This is a genomic window from Collinsella sp. BA40 (genome assembly GCF_008014645.1).
Lineage (GTDB): Bacteria > Actinomycetota > Coriobacteriia > Coriobacteriales > Coriobacteriaceae > Collinsella.
The window spans coordinates 85372-107392 of sequence record NZ_VOWY01000002.1 but is presented as its reverse complement, the minus strand read 5'-3'; the positions used below and the strand labels follow the sequence as shown (position 1 = coordinate 107392).

Sequence of the window (22021 nt, the reverse complement as noted above, 5' to 3'; positions counted from 1 at the left end):
TTCGTAAGCGCCGCGTTATGGTTGAGCAACGGCTGCGAATTATCGATGCGCCATCAGCCTGTGGAAAACTATTTTGAACTCGGTAAAAAATTGTGGAAAACGTGGAAAACTAGCATTTGCGCAGGAGAACGGTATTGGAGTTTTCTACAGCTTGCTGTGGAGTTCTAAAACCGCAGGTAGAAGCTGGTGGCTATGGACTTGACATGCTTGCCAGTTGACTGTTCTCTTAACGAAAGACCTTCAAAACGTATGGTCGACAGCTGATAAGGAGTACCGCATGGAGCTGATGAGTGAACGGGGCGACCGAGCGTGGGGATCGGGGTCGGTCTCTGAGCGCGGGGCGCAGCTCACCCCTCCGAACAACATAGAGGCCGAGGCGCGCGTCCTATCTGCAATGCTGCTATCTGGCGAGGTGGTAGAAGAGGCGCTGGTGGAGCTGCTGCCCGATGACTTCTATCGCCCTGCGCATAAGACCTTGTTCATGGCGATGCACGATATGTACGATCGCAACCTCCCTATCGATGCGATCACGCTTTCGGATTACCTGAGCTCGATCGATAAGCTCGAGGCGGTTGGCGGCGAGGCGTATATCCTCGAGCTCATGGGTCAGACGCTGGCGCTCGCCACCTGGCAGCACCACGCCGGTATCGTGCGCCGCGATTCCATGCTGCGCGAGATCATCGGCGCCACCAACCAGATCAACGCCCTGGCGTATAACGCGCCCACCGACACCAAGGAAGTTATCGAGCGCGCCGAGAGCATGCTCCTGTCGGTGACTGCGCGCGAAGTCCGCAGCTCGTACAAGCCGCTGACCGACTTCATGGTCGAAGCGTACAAGGAGGCCGAGGAGGTTTGCGCCGCGGGCGGCGTCTCCCAGGGTGTCCCGACGGGTTATCCGAGCCTGGACCGCATGCTCATGGGTTTCCGCGAGGGCCAGCTCGTCATCATCGGCGCCCGCCCTGCCGTCGGTAAGACGTCGTTCGCGTTGAATCTCGCCCTCAACGCGGCTGCAGCCGGTTACACCGTCGGCTTCTTCTCCCTGGAGATGTCCGGCAAGGAAATCGCGCAGCGCCTCATCTGCGCCCACGCGCAGGTGGATATGTCTCACTTCCGCACGGGCCGCATCTCTCCGCAGGAGTGGATGAACATCAACGAGGCGACGCAGGAGCTGTCGAAGCTCGACATCCTGATCGACGATACACCCGGCACCACGGTGACGGAGATTCGAGCGAAGGCGCGCCGTATGCTGCACAACAAGGAGCGCGCTATCGTAATCCTGGACTACCTGCAGCTCGTGAGCCCTCCGGCCGGCCGCCGCGCCGAGAGTCGCGCCGTCGAGGTGTCCGAGATGAGCCGCGCCTTAAAGATCATGGCGAAGGAGCTCAAGATTCCGCTGATCTCGCTGTCGCAGCTGTCGCGTCAGGTGGAAAGCCGAACCGGTAAGCGCCCGCAGCTCTCCGACCTGCGTGAATCGGGCTCGATCGAGCAAGACGCCGACATCGTTATGTTCCTGGACCGTTCCAGCTCCGAGCAGGAGGCCACGCGCGACGACCGTCCGCCCGAGGGCATCACGCGTATCGTGCTGGCGAAGAACCGTTCCGGCCCGATTGGCGACGTCGACCTGGTGTTCCTGCCGTCCTCGACCAAGTTCTACGAACTGAACGAGCATGCGGACGAGCAGTAGCCGAATGGCTATCCGGCGAATAACGCAAATACGGTGTGAGCGCCGCGTTGGGCGCGCCGCCAACTATAATAGGAACGTTGGAGGGTATGCCTCCGTTCATTCGATTCTATGAGGAGTTGTCATGACGTCGGCAGTGTTGGTCGGTACCCAGTGGGGCGACGAGGGCAAGGGCAAGATCTGCGACCTTATCGCGCCGGATTTCGACTGCGTCGTACGCTATCAGGGCGGTAACAACGCGGGCCACACGATTGTGGTGGGCGACAAGAAATATGGTCTGCACCAGGTTCCCTCGGGCATCATGTATCCCGACTGCATCTCGGTGATCGGCAACGGCTGCGTGGTGAACCCCGCGGTGCTGCTGGAAGAGATCGATATGTTCGAGAACGACGGCATCTCCACGGCAAACCTGAAGGTGTCGGGCAACGCGCATGTGATCATGCCGTATCACATGGATCTTGACGGTGCGTTCGAGGAGTCCCTCGGCGCTGCCAACATCGGCACCACGAAGCGCGGCATCGGCCCCTGCTACCAGGACAAGATGGCCCGCGTTGGCCTGCGCATGCAGGACCTGTTGGACGAAGAGGTCTTCCGCTCCAAGCTCGAGGTGGCCTTGGCCCGCGCCAACGCGCTGCTGGGTAAGGTTTATGGCAAGCCCACCTATACGGTCGAGCAGATCTGCGAGACCTACCTGCCCATGGCCGAGCGTCTGCGCCCCTATATCTGCGAGACGGGCATCCTGCTGAACGACCTCGTGGAGGCTGGCAAGTCCATCCTGTTCGAGGGCGCCCAGGCAACGCTGCTCGACATCGACCACGGAACCTATCCGTTCGTGACGTCGTCCAACTGCACCGCCGGCGGCGCCGTGACGGGTTCGGGCGTTGGCATGAAGAACGTCGATCGCGTGCTGGGCATCATGAAGGCCTATATCACGCGCGTGGGCTCCGGCCCCATGCCCACCGAGCTGCCCTATGAGGACGGCCCGGGTCGCGTGCTCACCGAGGTGGGCGCCGAGTACGGCGTGACCACCGGCCGTCGCCGTCGTTGCGGTTGGTTCGACGGCGTCATCGCCAACTACGCCGCCCGCGTGAACGGCCTTACAGATATCGCGCTCACCAAGCTCGACGTGCTCTCCGAGTTCGACACCATCAAGGTGTGCGTGGCCTACGAGGTTGACGGCGAGCGCTACACCACGGTGCCGGAGCACGAGGCCCGCTTCGCCAAGGCCGTCCCCGTGTACGAGGAGCTGCCTGGCTGGAAGTGCGACATCTCGGGCTGCCGTTCGTTCGACGAGCTTCCCCAGGAGGCGCGCGACTACGTGGCCTATATCGAGAAGCTCGCCAAGACCCGCATCTCGATCGTGGCCGTTGGTCCCGACCGCGAGCAGACCATCATGCGCAGCTGGTAGGTCCACGCGCGCACGTATAAGTTCATGACGCTGGGCATCGCGATGCCGAGCGATTGGTGTAAGTGCGCGGGCCCCTTGGGGCCTGCGCGTGTATAAGGAGGACGCATGGGCGCATCCGAGAACACGATCGATATCCTGCTGCTGGGTGCCGGCGGCCGTGAGCACGCGCTGGCTGCGAAGCTTGCCGAGTCCCCGCGCTGCGGCAAGCTCTACATCGCTCCCGGCAACGGCGGTACCCTCGAGGTTGGCGAGAACGTCTCGCTGAACGAGGCTGACGCCGAGGCCGTTGCCGATTTCGCCCGCGAGACCGGCTGCGGTCTGGTTGTCATCGGCCCCGAGGCGCCTTTGGTTGCCGGCGTGGCCGATGCCGTGCGCGCCGCCGGCATCCCGTGCTTCGGCCCGGGCGCCGAGGGCGCGCAGCTGGAGGGCTCCAAGCTCTTCTCGAAGCAGCTCATGGCCCGCGCCGGTATCCCCACGGCCGCGTACGGTTCCTTTACGGACGAGGAGGCGGCGCTCGCCTACGTGCGCGAGCAGGGGGCTCCTGTGGTCGTGAAGGCCGACGGCCTGGCGGCTGGCAAGGGCGTCGTGGTTGCCCTCACGCTGGATGAGGCGCTGGACGCGGTGCACGAGTGCTTCAACGGCGCCTTCGGCGACGCCGGCAGCACGGTGGTCATCGAGGAGATGCTCACCGGTCCCGAGTGCACGCTGCTGGCCTTCACGGACGGTACGGTCGTGCGCCCCATGGCGACCTCGCAGGATCACAAGCGCGCGCTCGAGGGCGACCTGGGTCCCAACACGGGCGGTATGGGCGTGTACAGCCCCGTGCCCATCGTGACCGATGAAGAGCATGCCGCGATGTGCCGCATCCTGGATGACACCATCGCCGAGGCGCAGCGCGAGGGTATCGATTTTCGCGGCTGCCTGTATGGCGGCTTCATGCTCACGCCGGCGGGCCCGAAGGTCATCGAATACAATGCACGCTTCGGCGATCCCGAGACGGAGGTGCTGATCCCCCGCCTGAAGAGCGACCTGGTCGAGGTCATGCTCGCGTGTGCGGAGCAGCGCCTGGGCGATGTCGAGCTTGAATGGCGCGACGAGTGGGCGGTCTCCGTGGTTCTTACGAGCGCGGGCTACCCGGGTTCGTATGAGAAGGGCAAGGTCATCACCGGTATCGATGATGCCGAGGCCATGGAGAACGTGACGGTGTACCATGCCGGTACGGCTGTGAACGACGAGGGCGAGCTGGTGACCTCCGGCGGCCGCGTGCTCGACGTCACCGCGTTGGGTGCGACGTTCGAGGATGCTCGCAACCTGGCGTACGCCGCGTGCGACAAGATCGCGTTCGAGGGCAAGACGCTTCGCCGCGATATCGGCCTGCGCGCCCTGCGCGGCCGCGATGCCTGGGACGCCTAAGCGCGCCGGCATACGAATGAGATGAGCGAGACGCGCATCCCCATGGCTACGGCCGGGCGGAGCGCGTCTTTTGCGTGCGAGAGGAGCTATGCGATGAGCAACGAGGAGTGCGAGGCCAAGGTCATCGAAGGGGATGACGAGCTCGCGGGTGGCGAGCCCATGCTGGTGCTGGGCGACGAGGATCCGCGCGATGCCGAGCTGCATGAGAAGATCCTGGGCGAGGATATGGCCTACCAGGGCAAGATCTTGGATGTGCGCTCGCTGGACGTGGAGCTGCCGAACGGCCGCCGCTCGAAGCGCGATATCGTGCGCCATCCGGGTGCCGCCGCGGTGGTGGCGCTTACGGATAGCGGCAAGATCGTGCTGGTGCGCCAATACCGCACCGCGCTCGACCGCGTGACGGTGGAGATCCCCGCCGGCAAGCTCGATCCGGGCGAGGATCCGCTGGAATGTGCCAAGCGAGAGCTGCGCGAGGAGACCGGCTTCACGCCGCGCCGCATTCGGTATCTCACGACGATCGCGTCGTCCTGCGGCTTTAGCGACGAGCTGATCCATATCTACCTTGCGACGCAGCTCGAGTTCGATGGCGCCTCTCCGGATGACGACGAGTTCGTGAACGTTGACCTGGTGCCGCTCTCCGAGCTCATCGACGCCGTCCTCGACGGCAAGATCGAAGATGCAAAGACCGTCGTGGGCGCCCTTGCCCTCGATGCAGTCTCGCATCGACTGTAGGAAGATCTGCGCTCGCGGGCGGGCGGCTGGTCCGTGGGGGCTGGTCCTCGCTTCGCTGCGGGAAAGCCCCCACGGACCAGCCGCCCGCCCGCACCGAGGCCTCCCTTCGGAAGATGCTCGTTCACTCATTCTTGTTGCAAGGGATGCTGCCGTCCGGCTCGCTTCGCTCGGGACGGCTTCGTGGGGTTTTTCTGGTCGAACCGCCAGCCTCGCTTCGCTCGGGGCGGGTACGAGCGGGTCATTTCTGATTGAGACGAGTTGCGGGCCGGGGGTCGGACGGGAGGGCCCGCCGGGCTTTCCCACAGCGTAGCGAGGACCAGCCCGGAGGGCCCACCCGTCCGCCCTCCGGCACGATACGAGGGAAGGTGTACATGTTTAAGCGATTCTTGTCGTACTATGGACCCGAGAGGGGGCTGTTTATAGCAGATACGCTGTGTGCGCTTGCGTACGCGGGTATCGACCTGGCGTTTCCTATCATTTTGCGCGCGCTTACGGGCGGTTTGTTCACGCAGAGCGGGTCCGCCATCATGGATGGGCTCGTCTACCTGGGTATCGGCCTGGGAATCATGTACGTGATTCGAACGGCGTGCATGTATTTCGTCTCGGCGCAGGGCCATATCATGGGCGCCCGTATGGAGTCGCGCATGCGCGAGGACCTGTTCGACCAGTACGAGTGCTTCAGCTTCGCCTACTTCGACGCACATAGCTCGGGCGATATGATGAGCCGCGTGGTCAACGACCTGTTCGATATCTGCGAGGGCGCGCACCACCTGCCCGAGTGGATCATCATCTGCGGTATCAAGATCGTGGGCGCGCTGGCGATTCTGTTTACCATCTCGAGCCCGCTGGCGGCTGCGCTTACCGTGGTGACGGTGGTGTTCGTCGTCATCATGATTCGGCAGAACTTCCGCATGCGCGAGGTGTTTGCCGAGAACCGGACGAAGATCTCTGAGGTCAACTCGCAGCTGCAGGATTCGCTTGGCGGCATGCGCGTGGTGAAGTCGTTTGCCAACGAGAACACCGAGCGCGCGAAGTTCCGCGTGGCGAACGACCGTTATCTGGATTCGAAGATCAAGCAGTACCACGCGATGGGCGCCTATCAGGCAACGAGTGCCTGCATGACGGCGGTGCACTACCTCACGATCGTGCTGCTGGGCGGCTATCTGGTGGCGACGCAGCGGATGACCGCCGTCGACCTGGCCACGTTCGCGCTGTACATCAGCCTGTTCACCGGACCCATCGAGACGCTCGTCAACTCGACCGAGATGTTCCAGAAGGCCATCGCGGGCTTTCGTCGTATGGACGAGGTGCTGGCTACGGCGCCCGATATCGTGGATGTGCCCGACGCGCGCCCGTTGCAGGTTTCGGGCGGCGCTATCGAGTACCGCGACGTCTGCTTCTCCTATGATCAGGCCGACCTCGCCGAGCAGGGTGCATCCGAGCGCCCCGTGATCGATCACATGAGCTTGAGCATCAAGCCGGGCGAGACGATCGCGCTCGTTGGCCCGTCGGGCGGCGGCAAGTCCACGACGTGCTCGCTGCTTCCGCGTTTCTACGATGTGGCGTCCGGTTCCATCAGCATCGACGGCCAGGATATCCGCGAGGTCACGCAGGAGAGCCTGCGCCGCGCGATCGGCCTGGTGCAGCAGGATGTGTACCTGTTCGACGGCACGCTGCGCGAGAACATCGCCTACGGGCGACCGGGTGCAACGGACGCCGAGATCGAGGAGGCCGCCCGCCGTGCGAACATCCACGATTTCATCGCCGGGTTGCCCGAGGGGTACGACACGGTGGTGGGCGAGCGCGGCAGCCGTCTGTCGGGCGGACAGAAGCAGCGCGTTGCCATCGCCCGCGTCTTCCTGAAGGATCCCGCGATCCTCATTCTGGACGAGGCGACCTCGGCGCTTGATAACGAGAGCGAGGGCGCCGTGCAGGAGTCGCTCGAGCGCCTGGCGGCGGACCGCACCACGATCATCATCGCGCACCGTCTTTCGACCATTAAGAACGCCGACGAGATCGCGACGGTGGAACATGGCAAGGTCGTGGAACGTGGCACGCACGAGGAGCTTCTCGCTCGCGGCGGTACGTACGCCCGTTACTATCGAATGCAGTTTGAAGGCGTGCGCGCGCACGAGGCGTAGCGCAAGCAAGACGTTAGGCAGAATATGGCGAAAAAGGATCAAATGACCGACGAAGAGGTAGTCGAGCTCTTTTCCGAGCTGGACGAATCCGGCGTGCTCGATCCCGATAGAAAGAAAAACAGGGAGCGCCGTCGTTCCCTGTTCGCCCGCGCCCGCAAGCGGGGCGGCGACGAAGCCGTGGCGGGCTTGGCGGAAAACGACAAGCGGTCGCGACGTGCCCGTCGAGCCGCCATCGACCCGCTATCCGAAGAGGACCCCTCGGGGTCGAACGTTGGCAAGACCATCTCGCGCACCGGCGCGCTGGTGATTTTCGGCGTGCTCTTCTTCGTGCTGGGCATGCAGATCGTCTACGGCGTGAACCGTCGTCTCAACACGGCCAACCTCTCGGAGAACGTCGACCGCTACACGGTCGAGCACGCTATGGAGAGCGGCGTGGAATGGGGCAAGGGCTTTACGCAGTTCCCCTCGACCTTCAATGTAGACGAGGCCGATGAGCGCAGCGGAACAGTTGAGGTCACGGTGGTCGATACCGATTCTGCCAACGAGCTCGAGCTGCTGTCCAATTCCCAGATCCAGGCGGCCGCCCTGGCCACCAACGCCCTGCTCAACGATAAGATCGACCGCGTGGTATACAACGTGTGCGCGCTGGTGAACCGCGATGGAAGCTATGCACACGACCGCATGTTCGGCTTCATTCCGGCATCCGGCACGCGAAAGACCATCCTCACGTTCATCTGGACCAAGGAGCCGTCGCCCTATTCGAGCTACATCGATTGGAAGCTCAAGATCGTGGGCATGGACGCGCCTACGGCCTCCAAGATCCAGGAGCAGGTCAACTCGGTGAGCAGCCTGATCGAGAGCGGCGGTATCACCCAGAATCAGGTGCAGGAGGAGCGTCTTGAGATGCAGCGCGAGCGCATGCTGCATGGCTCGGAGATCTTCCGCGGCGGCCCGCGCGAGAAGGACATCCAGGATGTGATTCCCGAAGCCGAGCGTAGGAATTAGCACCGCCTGCCTGGTACTACGGAGATGAAAACGAGAGCCCCTTGGCTATATGCCGAGGGGCTCTCGTCGTGAGGATGCGCTGTTTCACAGCGCGTGCGCGTCGGCGACGTCCGCTAGGCCAGCAGCCCCGCCACCTGGCCGAGCGTGGGCTCGAACGACACGCCGCGCTCCTCGAAGTCGGGCTGCTCGCGCGTGATGCGCATGGCGTCGCACACCAGGGAGCCGGCGAATTCGACCGCTTCGCGCAGCGTGCGCCCTGCATAGACGGCCGCGGTGAGCGCGCTGGCGAAGAGGTCACCCGTGCCGTGCAGCATATAGGGCAGCAGCTCGCTTTCGACCTCCTGGATCGCGCCATCGTCGATGGAGGCGTCGGCGAAGTAGTTGCGGATGACGGATTCGCCCTCATGGACGACGCCCTTGATGACGACGGTCTTGGCGCCCATTTCGAGCAGGGCGTCGACGTTGCGCTGGATGAATGCGTGGTCCACATCCTGTCCCCGGTAGGGGATGCCGGTGAGGAGAGAGGCCTCGGTGAGGTTGGGCGTGAGAATGTCGGCGCCGTTGACCAGGTCCGCCATGGCGTCGCAGAGCTCCTTGGTGTACGTGGGGTACATCTCGCCGGCGTCGCCCATGACGGGGTCGACGATGCGCAGCGCATCGGGATAGTCGTAGTAGAGGCGCTGGATCACGTGGACCTGTTCGGCGGATCCCAGGAAGCCGGAGTACACGCCGTCGAGCTCGACGCCGATGTGCTGCCAGGCATCGAGGTAGTCCTGCAGTATATCGGTGGTGTCATGCATGTAGAAAAGGGGGAACTTGGTGTGTGCCGAAAACAGGGCCGTGGGCACGGGGCACACGTCGATTCCTGCGGCTGACAGCACGGGGATGGCAACGCCGAGCGAGCATTTCCCGTAGCCGCACATATCGTGCACGGCGGCGACGCGGGGGATATAGGCGCCCGTGCGCTCGTAGAGGGCTGTCGAGGTGGTGCTGGAAGGAGTAGACATGGTGATGCCTTCTTTCTCTCGCGGACTAATGGACCAGCGTGCTTTCAAGCATAGTGCTTTTAGCGCCCGGCGCTACGGGAATTTCGATGTTCGAGCTGATTGGGGGCGATCGGTTGGTCATATCCCGCTTGGTCCGCCCGCAAGCTGGGACGGCGCGCGGGATTGATGATGCATTGTATGCGAGCAACGAGGCCCGTGATATGCGATGGGATGCATGCATATGCCGGGATGCTTTGAAATGTAGAGAAAATACCAGAGAATGACCATATCATTTGTATATAACGTAGCACTACGAATCGATTTCTGTATAAATAAGAATACTCATACCAATTAGAGGGAGTATGGGCTAGAATACCCCGAGCCAAAAAGGGCCTTTAAACCGGTACGGAGAGACCGAAAAGGAGATGCTTATGAAGGCGAATCATCGCAGGGGCAGCGCCCTTGCATCCGCCATGCTCGGTGCAACCACCAAGGGTGCGACGCAGCCCGCCGTCCTCATGTTGAGCGACGGTACGATGTTCTACGGCAGGAGCTGCGGAGCGAGCGGAACGGCGGTGGGCGAGGTGTGCTTCAACACGTCGCTCGAGGGGTATTTCGAGGTGTTGACCGACCCCTCCTATGCAGGTCAGATCGTAACGATGACCTATCCTCAAATTGGCAACTACGGTATCGACGAGGCGGACGCGCAGCTCTCGTGCGCGCCGGACGCCCCGGCAGCGCCTGCGCTGCGGGCGATGGTGGTGCGCGATATGTGCCGCACGCCCTCGAACTGGCGCTCCGTAACCAGCGTGCCCGCCTACCTCGAGCGCCACGGCATCGTGGCCATCGAGGGCGTGGACACCCGCGCGCTCGTGCGTCATCTGCGCGAGACCGGCGCCCAGAAGGGCGTGGTATCCACGGAGTTCGCCGCCGCGGCGGAGCTGCGCGCCGCGCTCGACGCCGCTCCCGACCTGGTGGGGCAGAACCTGGTCGAAACCGTGAGCTGTCAGGCCTCCTTCGACCTCGATGCCGAGGCGCTGGCGTCCTCGCGAGCATTCTCGCTGGCGCCCGCTGCGCCTGCATGCCACCACGTGGTGGTGTACGACTGCGGCGTGAAGCGCGGCATCCTGGAGAACCTCGCGCTGGCGGGCTGCCGCCTCACGGTCGTTCCATGGGATACGCCTGCCGAGGACGTGCTGGCCCTGCATCCCGATGGCGTGTTCCTCTCCAACGGCCCGGGCGACCCGGATGCCGTCGAGGGGACGTACGCGCAGGTGCAGAAGCTTCTGGGCGCGGTGCCGGTGTTCGGCATCTGCCTGGGACATCAGATGATCAGCCTTGCCGCCGGCGCCCAGATCGAGAAGCTCAAGTTTGGCCATCGCGGCGGCAACCAGCCCGTTATGAACCTGCTGACGCGCCGCGTGGAGATAACCGCGCAAAACCACGGGTTCGGATTGGTGTTTCCCAGCCTGGGCGCGCTCGTGCCGGAGCTCTCGGGAGGCGTGACGGAGCATCCCGCCGACGGCGACCTGCGCTTCTGGGTGGAGCGCGGCGTGGCTCCCGTGGTGGAGAACGAGCGCTTCGGGCGCATCCGCCTGACGCATGTGAACCTCAACGACGGTACCGCCGAGGGTATCCAGCTGTTGGACGTCCCCGCGTTCAGCGTGCAGTACCACCCCGAGGCGGCGCCGGGGCCAACCGACTCGCACTATCTTTTTACCGCGTTCTCGCATCTCATGGATGGCGACGCGGATTACCTGAACATCGATAGCGCGGCCGACCGCCTTGCCGGTTGGACGTTTGGCGAGGAGGCCCAGCATGCCTAAGCGTACCGACATCAAGAAGATCCTGGTCATCGGCTCCGGCCCCATCGTGATCGGCCAGGCGTGCGAGTTCGACTACTCGGGCGCCCAGGCCTGCAAGGTCCTGAAGGAAGACGGATACGAGGTCGTGCTGGTCAACTCCAACCCGGCCACCATCATGACCGACCCCGACCTGGCAGACCGCACGTACGTGGAGCCCATCACGCCCGAGTTCATCGAGCGCATCATCGAGCGCGAGCGCCCCGATGCGCTGCTGCCCACGCTGGGCGGCCAGACCGGCCTGAATGCCGCCGTCGACCTGGCGAAGGCCGGTGTCCTCGATCGCTGCGGCGTCGAGATGATCGGCTGCGACTTGGCGGCCATCGAGCGCGGCGAGGACCGCAAGCTCTTCAACGAGGCCATGGCGGAGCTCGGTTTGGAAGTGGCGCGCTCCGGCTACGCCTATTCGGTGGAGGATGCGCTGGCCATCGCCGAGCGCGTGGGGTATCCGTGCGTGCTGCGCCCGAGCTTCACCCTGGGCGGCGCGGGCGGCGGCATCGCGCACACGGCCGATGAACTGGTAGAGATCGTGAGCCAGGGTTTGGAGCTGTCGCCCGCCGGCGAGGTGCTGGTTGAGGAATCCATCATCGGCTGGAAAGAGTACGAGATGGAGGTCATGCGCGACCATGCGGGCAACGGCATCATCGTGTGCTCCATCGAGAACCTCGATCCCATGGGCGTGCACACCGGCGACTCCATCACCGTGGCGCCGGCCCAGACGCTGTCCGATCTGGAGTACCAGCGCATGCGCGTGGCATCGCTGGCGATTCTCGAGAAGGTGGGCGTAGAGACCGGCGGCTCCAACGTGCAGTTCGCCGTGAATCCCCAGACCGGGCGTCTTATCGTGATCGAGATGAACCCCCGCGTGAGCCGCAGCTCGGCGCTCGCATCCAAAGCGACGGGTTTCCCCATCGCCAAGGCCGCGGCGCGCTTGGCCGTTGGCTATACGCTGGACGAGATCACCAACGACATCACCCGCGCCACGCCGGCGTGCTTCGAGCCCTCGATCGACTACTGCGTGGTGAAGGTGCCGCGCTTCGCCTTCGAGAAGTTCAAGGGAACCGATACCACCCTGTCCACCCGTATGAAGGCGGTGGGCGAGGTCATGGCGATCGGCCGCACGTTCGAGGAGGCGTTTGGCAAGGCCATGCGCTCGCTGGAAGACGGACACGCGGGCCTGTTGGGCACGGGTCGCGACGACCTGTCGCAGCTTTCCGACGCCGAGGTCGAGCAGCAGGTGGGCGTGCCCACGGAGCACCGTATCTTCGCGGTGGCCGAGGCGCTGCGTCGCGGCTGGGGCGTGGACCGCGTGCACGAGCTCACGCGCATCGATCCGTGGTACCTGGCGCGCATCGCCGACATGATGGCCGTCCGCGAGGCCGTGCGCGGCCTGCGCGTGGAGGATATCGACGCCGATGCGATGCGCCTGCTTAAGCAGTACGGTGCCAGCGACGCGGAGATCGCGCTCCTTACGGGTAGCGACGAGCGGTTCGTGCGCGCCTACCGCAAGGGCCTGGGCGTGCTGCCCAGCATGAAGACGGTTGATACGTGCGCCGCCGAGTTCTCGAGCGAGACTCAGTATCACTACAAGACCTACGAGAACCTCATGCGAGCGGGCGAGGATGCGCGCCGCGCCGTGTCGCCGGACGAGGTGGCGCCGTGCTCCAAGCCCAAGGCCATGATCTTGGGCGCGGGCCCCAACCGCATCGGCCAGGGTATCGAGTTCGATTACTGCTGCGTGCACGCGAGCTACGCGCTGGCCGCGCAGGGCTTCGAGACCATCATGGTGAACTGCAACCCCGAGACCGTGTCCACCGACTACGACACGAGCGATCGCCTGTACTTCGAACCGCTCACCTATGAGGACGTCATGGACGTGATCGACGTGGAGTGTCCCGACGGCGTGGTGGTGACCCTGGGCGGCCAGACCCCGCTCAAGCTCGCGCGCATGCTGCAGGATTCCGGCGTGCGCATCACGGGCACGCAGCCCACCGCCATCGACCTCGCCGAGGATCGCGAGCGCTTCAGCGCGGTGCTCGACCGCCTGGGCATCATGTATCCGCCGGCGGGCATGGCCACCTCGTTCGAAGAGGCCGAAGCCGTGGCCGCCCGCATCGGGTATCCGCTGCTCGTGCGTCCCAGCTACGTGCTGGGCGGTCGCGGCATGATGATCGCCTACGATGCCGAGCACCTGCGCGAGTACATGGCCGAGGCCGCCCGTATCTCGCCCGATTACCCCGTGTATCTCGACCGGTTCCTCGAGGGGGCCATCGAGTCCGACGTGGACGCCCTGTGCGACGGCGAGGACGTGTACATCGGCGGCATTCTCGAGCACATCGAGGAAGCCGGCATCCACTCCGGCGACTCCGCGACGTGCATCCCGCCGTTCTCGTTTTCCGAGTCGCTCCAGGTGAAGCTGCGCGAGACCACGCGCCGCATCGCCCGGGCGCTGGGCGTGCGCGGCCTGGTGAACGTGCAGTACGCCATCAAGGGCGAGACCATCTACGTGATCGAGGCGAACCCGCGTGCAAGCCGCACGGTGCCGTTCATCTCCAAGGCGACGGGTGTGCCACTGGCCAAGATGGCGGCGCGTATCATGGCGGGCGAGCGCATCGCAGATCTGGGGCTTCCCAGCGACGAGCGCGCCCTCGACTGGTTCTGCATGAAGGAGGCCGTGATGCCGTGGGGCCGCTTCCCGGGCGCCGAGGTGGTGCTGGGCCCCGAGATGAAGTCGACGGGCGAGGTCATGGGCATCGCGCGCAGCTATCCCGAGGCGTATGCGAAGACGCAGCTGGCGATCGACTACGCGCTGCCCACGCCGGCCGACGGCAGCGTGTTCATCTCGGTGTGCGACCGCGACAAGCGCCATATCCTCTCGGTCGCGCGCATCCTGCGCTACCTGGGATTCCAGATCTGCTCCACCGAGGGAACGGCACGCGTCCTGCGCGGCGGCAACGTTCCCTGCGAGGTGGTGGAGAAGGTGAGCGGCCCGCGCAACGGCGAGCATCCCAACGTGCTCGACCTGGTGGCGCGCGACGAGATCGCCTTCATGATCAACATCCCCTATGGCCCGGGCTCGCGCGGCGACGGCTACAAGCTCCGCACCGAAGCCGTGCGCCGCGGCGTGACCTGCGTGACGGCGCTCTCGGCTGCCAACGCCTTCGTGGCCGCCCTCGAGGCCGAGCGCGCCTCCCACACGTGCGAGGACGCGACGGACGGCATGAGCCCGATCGCCCTGCAGGACCTGGCGTAGCCGGCATGCTCAGATTAGGGACAGGCACTTTTCCGAGCACGGACATATCCCCGACGCTCAGATTAGGGACAGGCACTTTTCCGAGCACCCGACGCGAGGGGGCCGGCCCCCTCTTTTTTCTCCGCCCCTCTCGGAAAAGTGCCTGTCCCTTTTCCGAGAGGGGCGTGCCGCCGGTGCATTTGATCGCCCACTCAAAATGAAATGCATATCAGATGCAACCCCGTGATGAGGCACTGTTGGGTTTCGTGCCACGGAGGTGCTTCCTCTATCGTAGGATGTGTCGCACCGTTTCCGCAGTGGCCCGCTTGCTGCGGTAAAGCATACGCTGGTCGAACAGGGATGGAGGGAGCTTGGCGCGAGGGATAGGATGAATCCAGGTGTACCTGGTTGGCTGGTTGTAACCAGCTGGTCGGGGGCGAGTCGCATGCTGGGCTCGCCAGGATGATCCTATGGAAGGAGTATGGATGTATAAGCAGCCAGTCCTCAAGCGTCGTTGGGTTAGAGGAAGCGCGGTCGTAGCCGCCACGGCGTTATCGCTTGCCATCGCGGCTCCGGCCTTCGCCACGCCCCTCGCCGGCGTGAAGGATGTTGCCGTGAACAAGACCGATGACTACGTGGTCGACGTGACGTTCGAGGGTAACGTCAAGGGTAGAATCACCTTCCTCGATGACGGCATCTTCCGCTACAACGTCGATCCGAGCGGGCAGTTCTCGGCTTATGCCCAGCCTCGCAGCTCCGCCCATGTGGCCCGCATCCAGGCCCAGCCGGATGCTTCGGATGCATATACCCATCCCAAGGCGTCCGTTACCGAACGGGACGGCGCCTTCGTTATCACCTCGGGTAGCACCACGATCTCACTCGATCGCAAGACCGCCAAGATGACGGTGAAATCTGGCGACAAGGTGGTTCTGGAAGAGCAGTCGGCGCTCGATCTCAACCGTGGGAACACCACCCAGACGCTCGTTAAGCATGAGGGCGAGAACTTCTTCGGAGGCGGTACCCAGAACGGTCGTTTTATCCATACGGGTAACTCGATCCATATTGCCAACGAGTCAAGCTGGACGGACGGCGGCGTGGCGTCGCCCAACCCGTTCTATTGGTCCGATAAGGGCTACGGCGTTCTGCGCAACACGTTCTTCGATGGCACGTATGACTTCGGCAAGACGACCAACGATGTGGTTGCCGCGCACGACGAGAACGAGTTCGATGCCTATTATTTCGTAGCCGATGCCTCGAAGGGGGTCTCGACCGCTCCCGTCGCCCAGCAGATCCTGCAGCAGTACTTCAAGGTGACGGGCAATCCGGTGCTGCTTCCCGAGTACGCCTTCTACGTCGGCCATCTCAACGCGTACAATCGCGATATGTGGTCGGAGACCGCGCGTTCCGGCTATAAGGCGTGGCAGGTCAAGGGTAGCGACCCGGCAACCGATCCCAGTGCCGGCACCACGAAGTGGGAGAAGGGCGGCACCGGTGTTGAGATGCAGGCCGGTTCCACCGTGGAGAGCTTGAACGGTACCCCGGCGACCGTTCAGACGAGCAAGATCCCACAGGGCGTAAAGACCGACGAGCGCTTCTCGGCCCGCGCCAAGATGGACGAGTATATCGATAACGACATGCCGCTCGGCTACTTCCTGCCCAACGACGGCTACGGCTGCGGTTACGGCCAGAACGGCTACAACATGACCGGCGGCGTTTTGGCAAACGGCAAGAGCTCGCCCGAGCGCTTGGCGGCCGTCGAGGCGAACGTGCAGAACCTGAAGGAGTTTAGCGACTACGCCAAGAGCAAGGGCGTGGCCACCGGCCTGTGGACGCAGTCCAACCTGACTCCCGATTCCAACGCGACAACGAAGTGGCACACGCTGCGCGACTTCAGCTCCGAGGTTTCCAAGGGCGGCGTGACCACGTTGAAGACCGACGTCGCATGGGTTGGCTACGGTTACTCCTTCGGCCTCAACGGCACCAAGACCGCGTACGATATCGTGACGGAGCAGGCGAAGTTCCGCCCCAACATCATCACGCTCGATGGTTGGGCCGGCTCCCAGCGCTTCGCCGGCATCTGGACCGGTGACCAGGTGGGCGGCAACTGGGAGTACATCCGCTTTCATGTGCCCACGTTCATCGGCCAGTCGCTCTCCGGCAATCCCAACATCGGTTCCGACATGGACGGCATCTGGGGCGGCGACCCCGTCATCGCCACGCGCGATTACCAGTGGAAGTCCTTCGCTCCGCTCATGCTCGACATGGATGGCTGGGGTACGTATGCCAAGGCCCCGCAGACGCACGGCGACCCCTATACCGGCATCTCCCGCATGTACCTCAAACTGAAGTCCCAGCTTCTACCTTACATCTACACCACCGCTGCCTCCGCAGCCAACATCGACACGGGCAATGGCGACGCGGGCCTGCCCATCGTTCGTGCCATCCTGCTGTCCGATAACTCGGCCTACGCCAACAGCACCGCGACGCAGTACGAGTACACGCTGGGCGAGGATTTCCTCATCGCGCCTATCTACCAGAACACCGACGGCACCGGCGGCAAGGTGGGCGAGGGCGACGACGTGCGCAACAACATCTACCTGCCGGGCGACGAGGACACCATCTGGATCGATTACTTCACCGGCGCCCAGTATCGCGGCGGCCAGGTGCTCGATAATTTCGCCGCGCCGCTATGGAAGCTTCCCGTGTTCGTGAAGGCCAACGCTATCGTGCCCATGTACGAGCCGAATAACAGCCCCCAGAAGATCGATCGCACCGTGCGCAACGTTGAATTCTTCGCCACTTCCGGCGAGAACAGCTACACGTTGTTCGAGGACACCGGCACCTACGTGGAGAACAAGACCGATACTTCCGACAAGGAGTATGGCAAGCAGGGCAAGATCTCCTATGGCGACCATGTGTCGGCCACCTTTACGTCCAAGGTCGCGGGCGATACGGCCACGTTCACCGCGAAGAAGTCGACGGGCACCTATGCGGGCTACAAGAAGGACCGCACCACCACGTTCGTGGTGAACGTGTCCGAGCAGCCGTCGAAGATCGTGGCGAAGAACGGCGATGCCGCTCTGAAGGAGAAGAAGGTCGGCACCCAGGCCGAATTCGATGCCGCCCAGCCCGCAGCCGGCGAGTGCGTCGTTTTCTACAACGCGCAGCCCAACCTCAACTACGGCGCTTCGACCGATGCTCCCGAGGCCGTGAAGGCCGAGGGATTCTCCCAGACTCAGATCATCACCACGCCCAAGTTGTACGTGAAGTTCGCCACGACCGATGTGCAGGCGAACGATCAGACGCTTGTGCTCACCGGCTTCAAGAACGACGGCAGGCTCTCGTCGAACGAGGTGGATGCAAAGCTCGCGGTGCCCACGGTGCGCGCGCCGCAGGACCTGCTGACCCCCACGAGCTATACGCTGAGCTGGGACAAGGTCGAGGGTGCAACGAGCTACGAATTCATGATCGACGGCATGCTGCACAGCGTGCCCGCATCCGACCTCATGCAGTTCACCGTGGCCGACCAGGAGTACCACAGCACGCATAAGGTGAAGATTCGCCAGCGCGCCGCCTCCGGCGTATCCAACTGGAGCGAGGAGCTGAGCGTGACCACGCTCGAGGACCCGTGGCGCAACGTGCCGGTGGCCAAGAACACCACCTGGACCGGCACCATCTACGGCAACCATGTTGTGGACCTCGCGTTCGATAAGCAGTTCCAGTCCGGCGACGGCGGCTTCCATTCCGGCGGCAACGATATGGGTAAGCAGCTCACGCTCGACTACGGCCAGGCATACAAGTTCACCACGCTCGTATATCATCCGCGCAGCGATGCCGGCAACGGCACCGTCACCAAGATGCGCATCGAGACCAGCATGGACGGCGTGCATTGGAAGAGCCAGGAGCTCGACTGGGCGCAGAACGCCGAAGCCAAGGAAGTTGAGCTCAACACCTCTGCGCGCTATATCCGCATGACGCCGCTGAAGGCCGTGGGCAACTTCTTCTCGGCTTCCGAGATCGTGATCAGCAAGGAAGACGATACCGAGGCCTTCGAGGTGGGTTCGATCGCGGGCGACGGAGCCGTGACCGATGCCGACTTCTCTCAGCTCACGGGCAACTTCAAGGGTCGCGAGAACCGTGCGCCCTACGTCGAGCAGTGGACCCACGTGGCCGGCCAGAACGCCGACTTCAACTTCAACGAAGCGTACGACGTTTACGACATGTCCTTCACCATGTCCAAGCTCGACGGCGGCACCACCAAGGACGGCAAGGTGTCGGGCGGTATCGTGGTGATCCCCAGCAAGAACAAGGTGAAGGCTGGCGAGACCATCGATGTGAGCGTGTACGCGAACGACGCAGCCAACGTGAACGCGGTGGGCTCCCTGGTGCATTTCGATGGCAAGATGTTCAGCTACGTTGGCGATAGCCTTGCACAGGGCCAGCAGCTCGCCGAGATGGTCGACCTGTCCGCGGTTACCACAGACTTCGCGGATGGCCAGCAGTCGGTGAACATCGCCTACGCCAACAAGGGCGACAAGAAGCTGTTTGCGGGATCCGCGCCCGTGGCGTCCTTCAAGCTCAAGGCTCTGAAGGACGGCGAAGTGGCGCTGCCTTCGACCTCCTGGCTCATCGGTCCCGCGTGCGACGCCGTAGAGAATGTCGACACCGGTAACGTCGAGCTGCCCGAGAAGCCCGCTCCCGCGGTGCAGGAGCTCGGTATGGATGCCTTCTCGAAGATGACGATCACCAACGACGTCCTCACCGAGGACGACGGCACCAACGTGAACAAGATGATCCAGTTCCTTGGTTGGAGCGGTCTGTTCAACGGCAACGAGAACTCGAACGACTTCGAGTTCAAGTGGGATATCGTGAACAATCACATCAACGGCAAGCTGCCCGAGTACGTGAAGCTTCCCTCCACGCTTACGTTCACGCTCAAGCAGCCCACCGAGCTCGGCGTGGTCGAGGTGTTCAACCGCCTGGGCGGCAACGGCACGGTCACCAACATCGAGGCCGTGATCGCATACGAGGACGGCACCACGAAGGAGTTCAAGGGCGGCGAGTTCGCCAAGCGCCAGGACGTCTACACCTTCCGTGCCGATGCGGGCAAGAAGGTGGCGTCGGTGTCCATCAAGCCGCTGAGTTGCGAGGGCGTGCCTGCACAGGGCTACGAGGGCGAGGATGCCAAGAACCGCATGCTCACCCTGCGCGAGATCAACTTCAAGACGCCTGCCGTCGCTGCGTCTGTCGACGCGGTCGAGCTGGGCGACAACGCCAAGACGTTGTACGTGGGCGATGTGGACACCATCAAGGCTACGGTGCTCCCTGCCGATAACGCTTATCCGTATTACACGGCCGAGAGCTCCAAGCCCGAAGTCGCCAGCGTGACGCGCGTACGCGTGGGCGACGAGGTGGTCAACTACATCCGCGCGAACAAGGTGGGCAAGGCTACCATCACCGTGACGTCCGCGCTGGACGAGACCAAGAGCGCGACGTACGAGCTTACCGTGCGCGAGGGCCTCAATACCGCCGAGCTGGACGAGGCCATCGAGCGTGCCGGCGCCTACGACAAGAGCGTGTACACGCCCGATTCGTATAAGCGCCTGCAGGACGTGGTGGCCCAGGCTCAGGCGCTCCTGGACTCTAACGAGATCACCGAGGAACAGGTGCACGAGTACGCGGTGAAGATCGACGAGGCCATCGCCGCGCTCAAGCTCATCCCGATCGACTTCGACAGCCACTTCAACAAGGACACGAGCTCCGGCGTCTTCATCATCAAGGCGAGCAGCTCCGCGTCCGAGTCGCCGTTCCGCAACGCCCTCGACTACAACGAGGATACGTACTGGCACTCCAACTACAACGACCGCGACGAGCTGCCCGATTACCTCATCTTCAACCTGGGTAAGGAGCACACGCTCACGGATATCGCGTTCAAGACCCGCCAGGACGGCGGCACCAACGGCGATATCTTCGAGGCGAAGGTGTACGTGGGAAACACCGTGTCGTCGCTCGACGGCGATGGCAAGGGCACGCTGCTGGGCACCTTCACGTTCGATAACAACGGCGAGGTGCTCACCAACCGCCAGGCGTGGCAGCAGATGAGCTTCGCACCCACGGCCACGCGCTTCGTGAAGATCGAGGCGACCAAGGCCGGCGGCGAGAAGAAGAACGCGTACGCGTCCGTCGCCGAGGTTCGCTTCTACGACAAGCGCACGCCTGCCGCCGCGAACGTTGCCGCGCTGGATGCCTTGGTCAAGCAGTACGAGGCCGAGGGACTGGTGGCCGATCAGTACACCGAGGCAACGTGGGTCCCGTATGCTCAGGCTATGAAGGATGCCAAGGCCCTGCTGGCCAACCCGCCGGCGGCCGACCAGCAAGCCGTGGTCGACGCGTTGGTGAAAGACCTTACGGAGAAGCATGACGCGTTGGCCAAGAAGCCCGCGCCCGCCCCGCAGGTCGACAAGGCCGCCCTCGAGGCCGCGGTCGAGGAGGCCCGCGCCCTCAAGGCCGAGGACTACAAGACCATGACCTGGCACCCGTTCGCCGCGGCGCTGAAGTCCGCCGAGAAGGTCCTGGCCGACGCCAAGGCCGACCAGAAGGCGGTCGACGCCGCCGCGAAGGCCCTGGCCGACGCCCGCGCCGGCCTGAAGCCCGTCGAGAAGGTCGCCTTCGTCGACGTCGATGAGGACACGTCGCACAGGGCCGAGGTCGAGTGGCTGGCCGCCAACGGCGTCAGCAAGGGCTGGCCGACCGCCGACGGCGCCTTCGAGTTCCGCCCCTACGCCACGGTGAAGCGCGCCGACATGGCCGCGTTCCTGTACCGCCTGGCCGGCGAGCCCGCCTTCGACGCCAAGGACGTCGCCTTCGCCGACGTGGACGAGAAGACCCCGCACCGCGACGCCATCCTGTGGCTCGCATCCGAGGGCATCTCCACCGGCTACGAGGGCGAGGGCGGCCGCGCCGAGTTCCGCCCCTACGCCGAGATCACCCGCTGCGACATGGCCGCGTTCCTGTACCGCATGGCCGGCGAGCCGGAGTTCGAGGCTAAGGACGCCTTCTCGGACATCGCGAGGGACACGCCGCACCGCGAGGCCGTGCTGTGGCTGGCCGCCTCCGGCGTCTCCACCGGCTGGACCGCCGAGGACGGCACCAAGACGTTCCGCCCCTACGACCAGATCGTCCGCTGCGACATGGCCGCGTTCCTGCAGCGCATGGCGGAGAAGGACCTGGTGGACCTGAAGTAGGCATCGCCTAGGACGCCTTCACGGACATATCCCCGACGCGAGGGAGCCGGCTTCCAGGCCGGCTCCCTCCTCTTTTTCGCCGCCCCTCTCGGAAAGGGGACAGGCACTTTTCCGAGCACGCGCCCGCACCGTTGGAGGTTGGTATTTTGATCGGAGCCCCTTTTTGCGCGTTCTTGCTTCGATGCGGTGCAGCTTGCGCAAGTACATCTCAAACATGACCTGCAACTGTTTAAAAATCTAATACCAGTTGTTAAAAACCCACATATGGGAAGCAGTAGCTTAAGGAAGGTCATAATCCCAGCTTACGGCTATGTATT

At 63.7% G+C, this 22021-nt stretch carries 10 protein-coding genes; 9 read left to right on the top strand and 1 reads right to left on the bottom strand.

The genetic code is table 11. The annotated features are described in order from the left end of the window. The first annotated feature begins 277 nt into the window (after positions 1-277). The 6 genes from dnaB to E4J93_RS01525 all read left to right on the top strand — a co-directional run bounded on the left by dnaB (position 278) and on the right by E4J93_RS01525 (position 8380). A complete protein-coding gene (gene dnaB / locus E4J93_RS01550) occupies positions 278-1684 on the top strand; it encodes a replicative DNA helicase (RefSeq protein ID WP_187231556.1) in 1407 nt (468 codons plus the stop codon). A gap of 121 nt (positions 1685-1805) precedes the next feature. After that, entirely contained in the window at positions 1806-3089 is a 1284-nt protein-coding gene (locus E4J93_RS01545) for an adenylosuccinate synthase (RefSeq protein WP_147587727.1), read from the top strand. A gap of 105 nt (positions 3090-3194) precedes the next feature. Further along, positions 3195-4502, top strand: coding sequence for a phosphoribosylamine--glycine ligase (purD, locus tag E4J93_RS01540; protein ID WP_147587726.1), 1308 nt, complete (start codon positions 3195-3197; stop codon positions 4500-4502). A gap of 93 nt (positions 4503-4595) precedes the next feature. After that, positions 4596-5234 carry an NUDIX domain-containing protein gene (locus E4J93_RS01535; protein ID WP_147587725.1) on the top strand — a complete coding sequence of 213 codons (639 nt, stop codon included), beginning with the start codon at positions 4596-4598 and terminating at the stop codon, positions 5232-5234. 371 nt (positions 5235-5605) lie between these two features. After that, positions 5606-7375 (top strand): ABC transporter ATP-binding protein, encoded by a 1770-nt coding sequence (locus E4J93_RS01530; protein WP_147587724.1) that lies wholly within the window; start codon positions 5606-5608, stop codon positions 7373-7375. A gap of 42 nt (positions 7376-7417) precedes the next feature. After that, positions 7418-8380 (top strand): hypothetical protein, encoded by a 963-nt coding sequence (locus E4J93_RS01525; protein ID WP_255431864.1) that lies wholly within the window; start codon positions 7418-7420, stop codon positions 8378-8380. A 113-nt stretch (positions 8381-8493) separates the two neighbouring features. On the opposite strand, the gene E4J93_RS01520 is transcribed toward E4J93_RS01525, so the two are convergent. Beyond that, positions 8494-9387, bottom strand: coding sequence for a pyridoxamine kinase (locus E4J93_RS01520; protein ID WP_147587722.1), 894 nt, complete (start codon positions 9385-9387; stop codon positions 8494-8496). A 410-nt stretch (positions 9388-9797) separates the two neighbouring features. Here E4J93_RS01520 and carA point away from each other — a divergent pair, with 410 nt between their 5' ends. From carA to E4J93_RS01505, 3 genes are all read left to right on the top strand, one after another. Continuing rightward, complete coding sequence (carA, locus tag E4J93_RS01515; RefSeq protein ID WP_147587721.1) at positions 9798-11192, top strand: glutamine-hydrolyzing carbamoyl-phosphate synthase small subunit; 1395 nt, start codon at positions 9798-9800, stop codon at positions 11190-11192. Then, positions 11185-14481, top strand: a complete 3297-nt coding sequence (gene carB, locus E4J93_RS01510) for a carbamoyl-phosphate synthase large subunit (protein ID WP_147587720.1) — start codon at positions 11185-11187, stop codon at positions 14479-14481. The genes carA and carB overlap by 8 nt, the downstream gene beginning before the upstream one ends. Before the next feature lie 464 nt (positions 14482-14945). Continuing rightward, the gene (locus E4J93_RS01505) at positions 14946-21704 is read left to right on the top strand and encodes a discoidin domain-containing protein (protein WP_187231555.1); all 6759 of its coding nucleotides are present in this window, start codon (positions 14946-14948) and stop codon (positions 21702-21704) included. Positions 21705-22021: the final 317 nt, after the last annotated feature.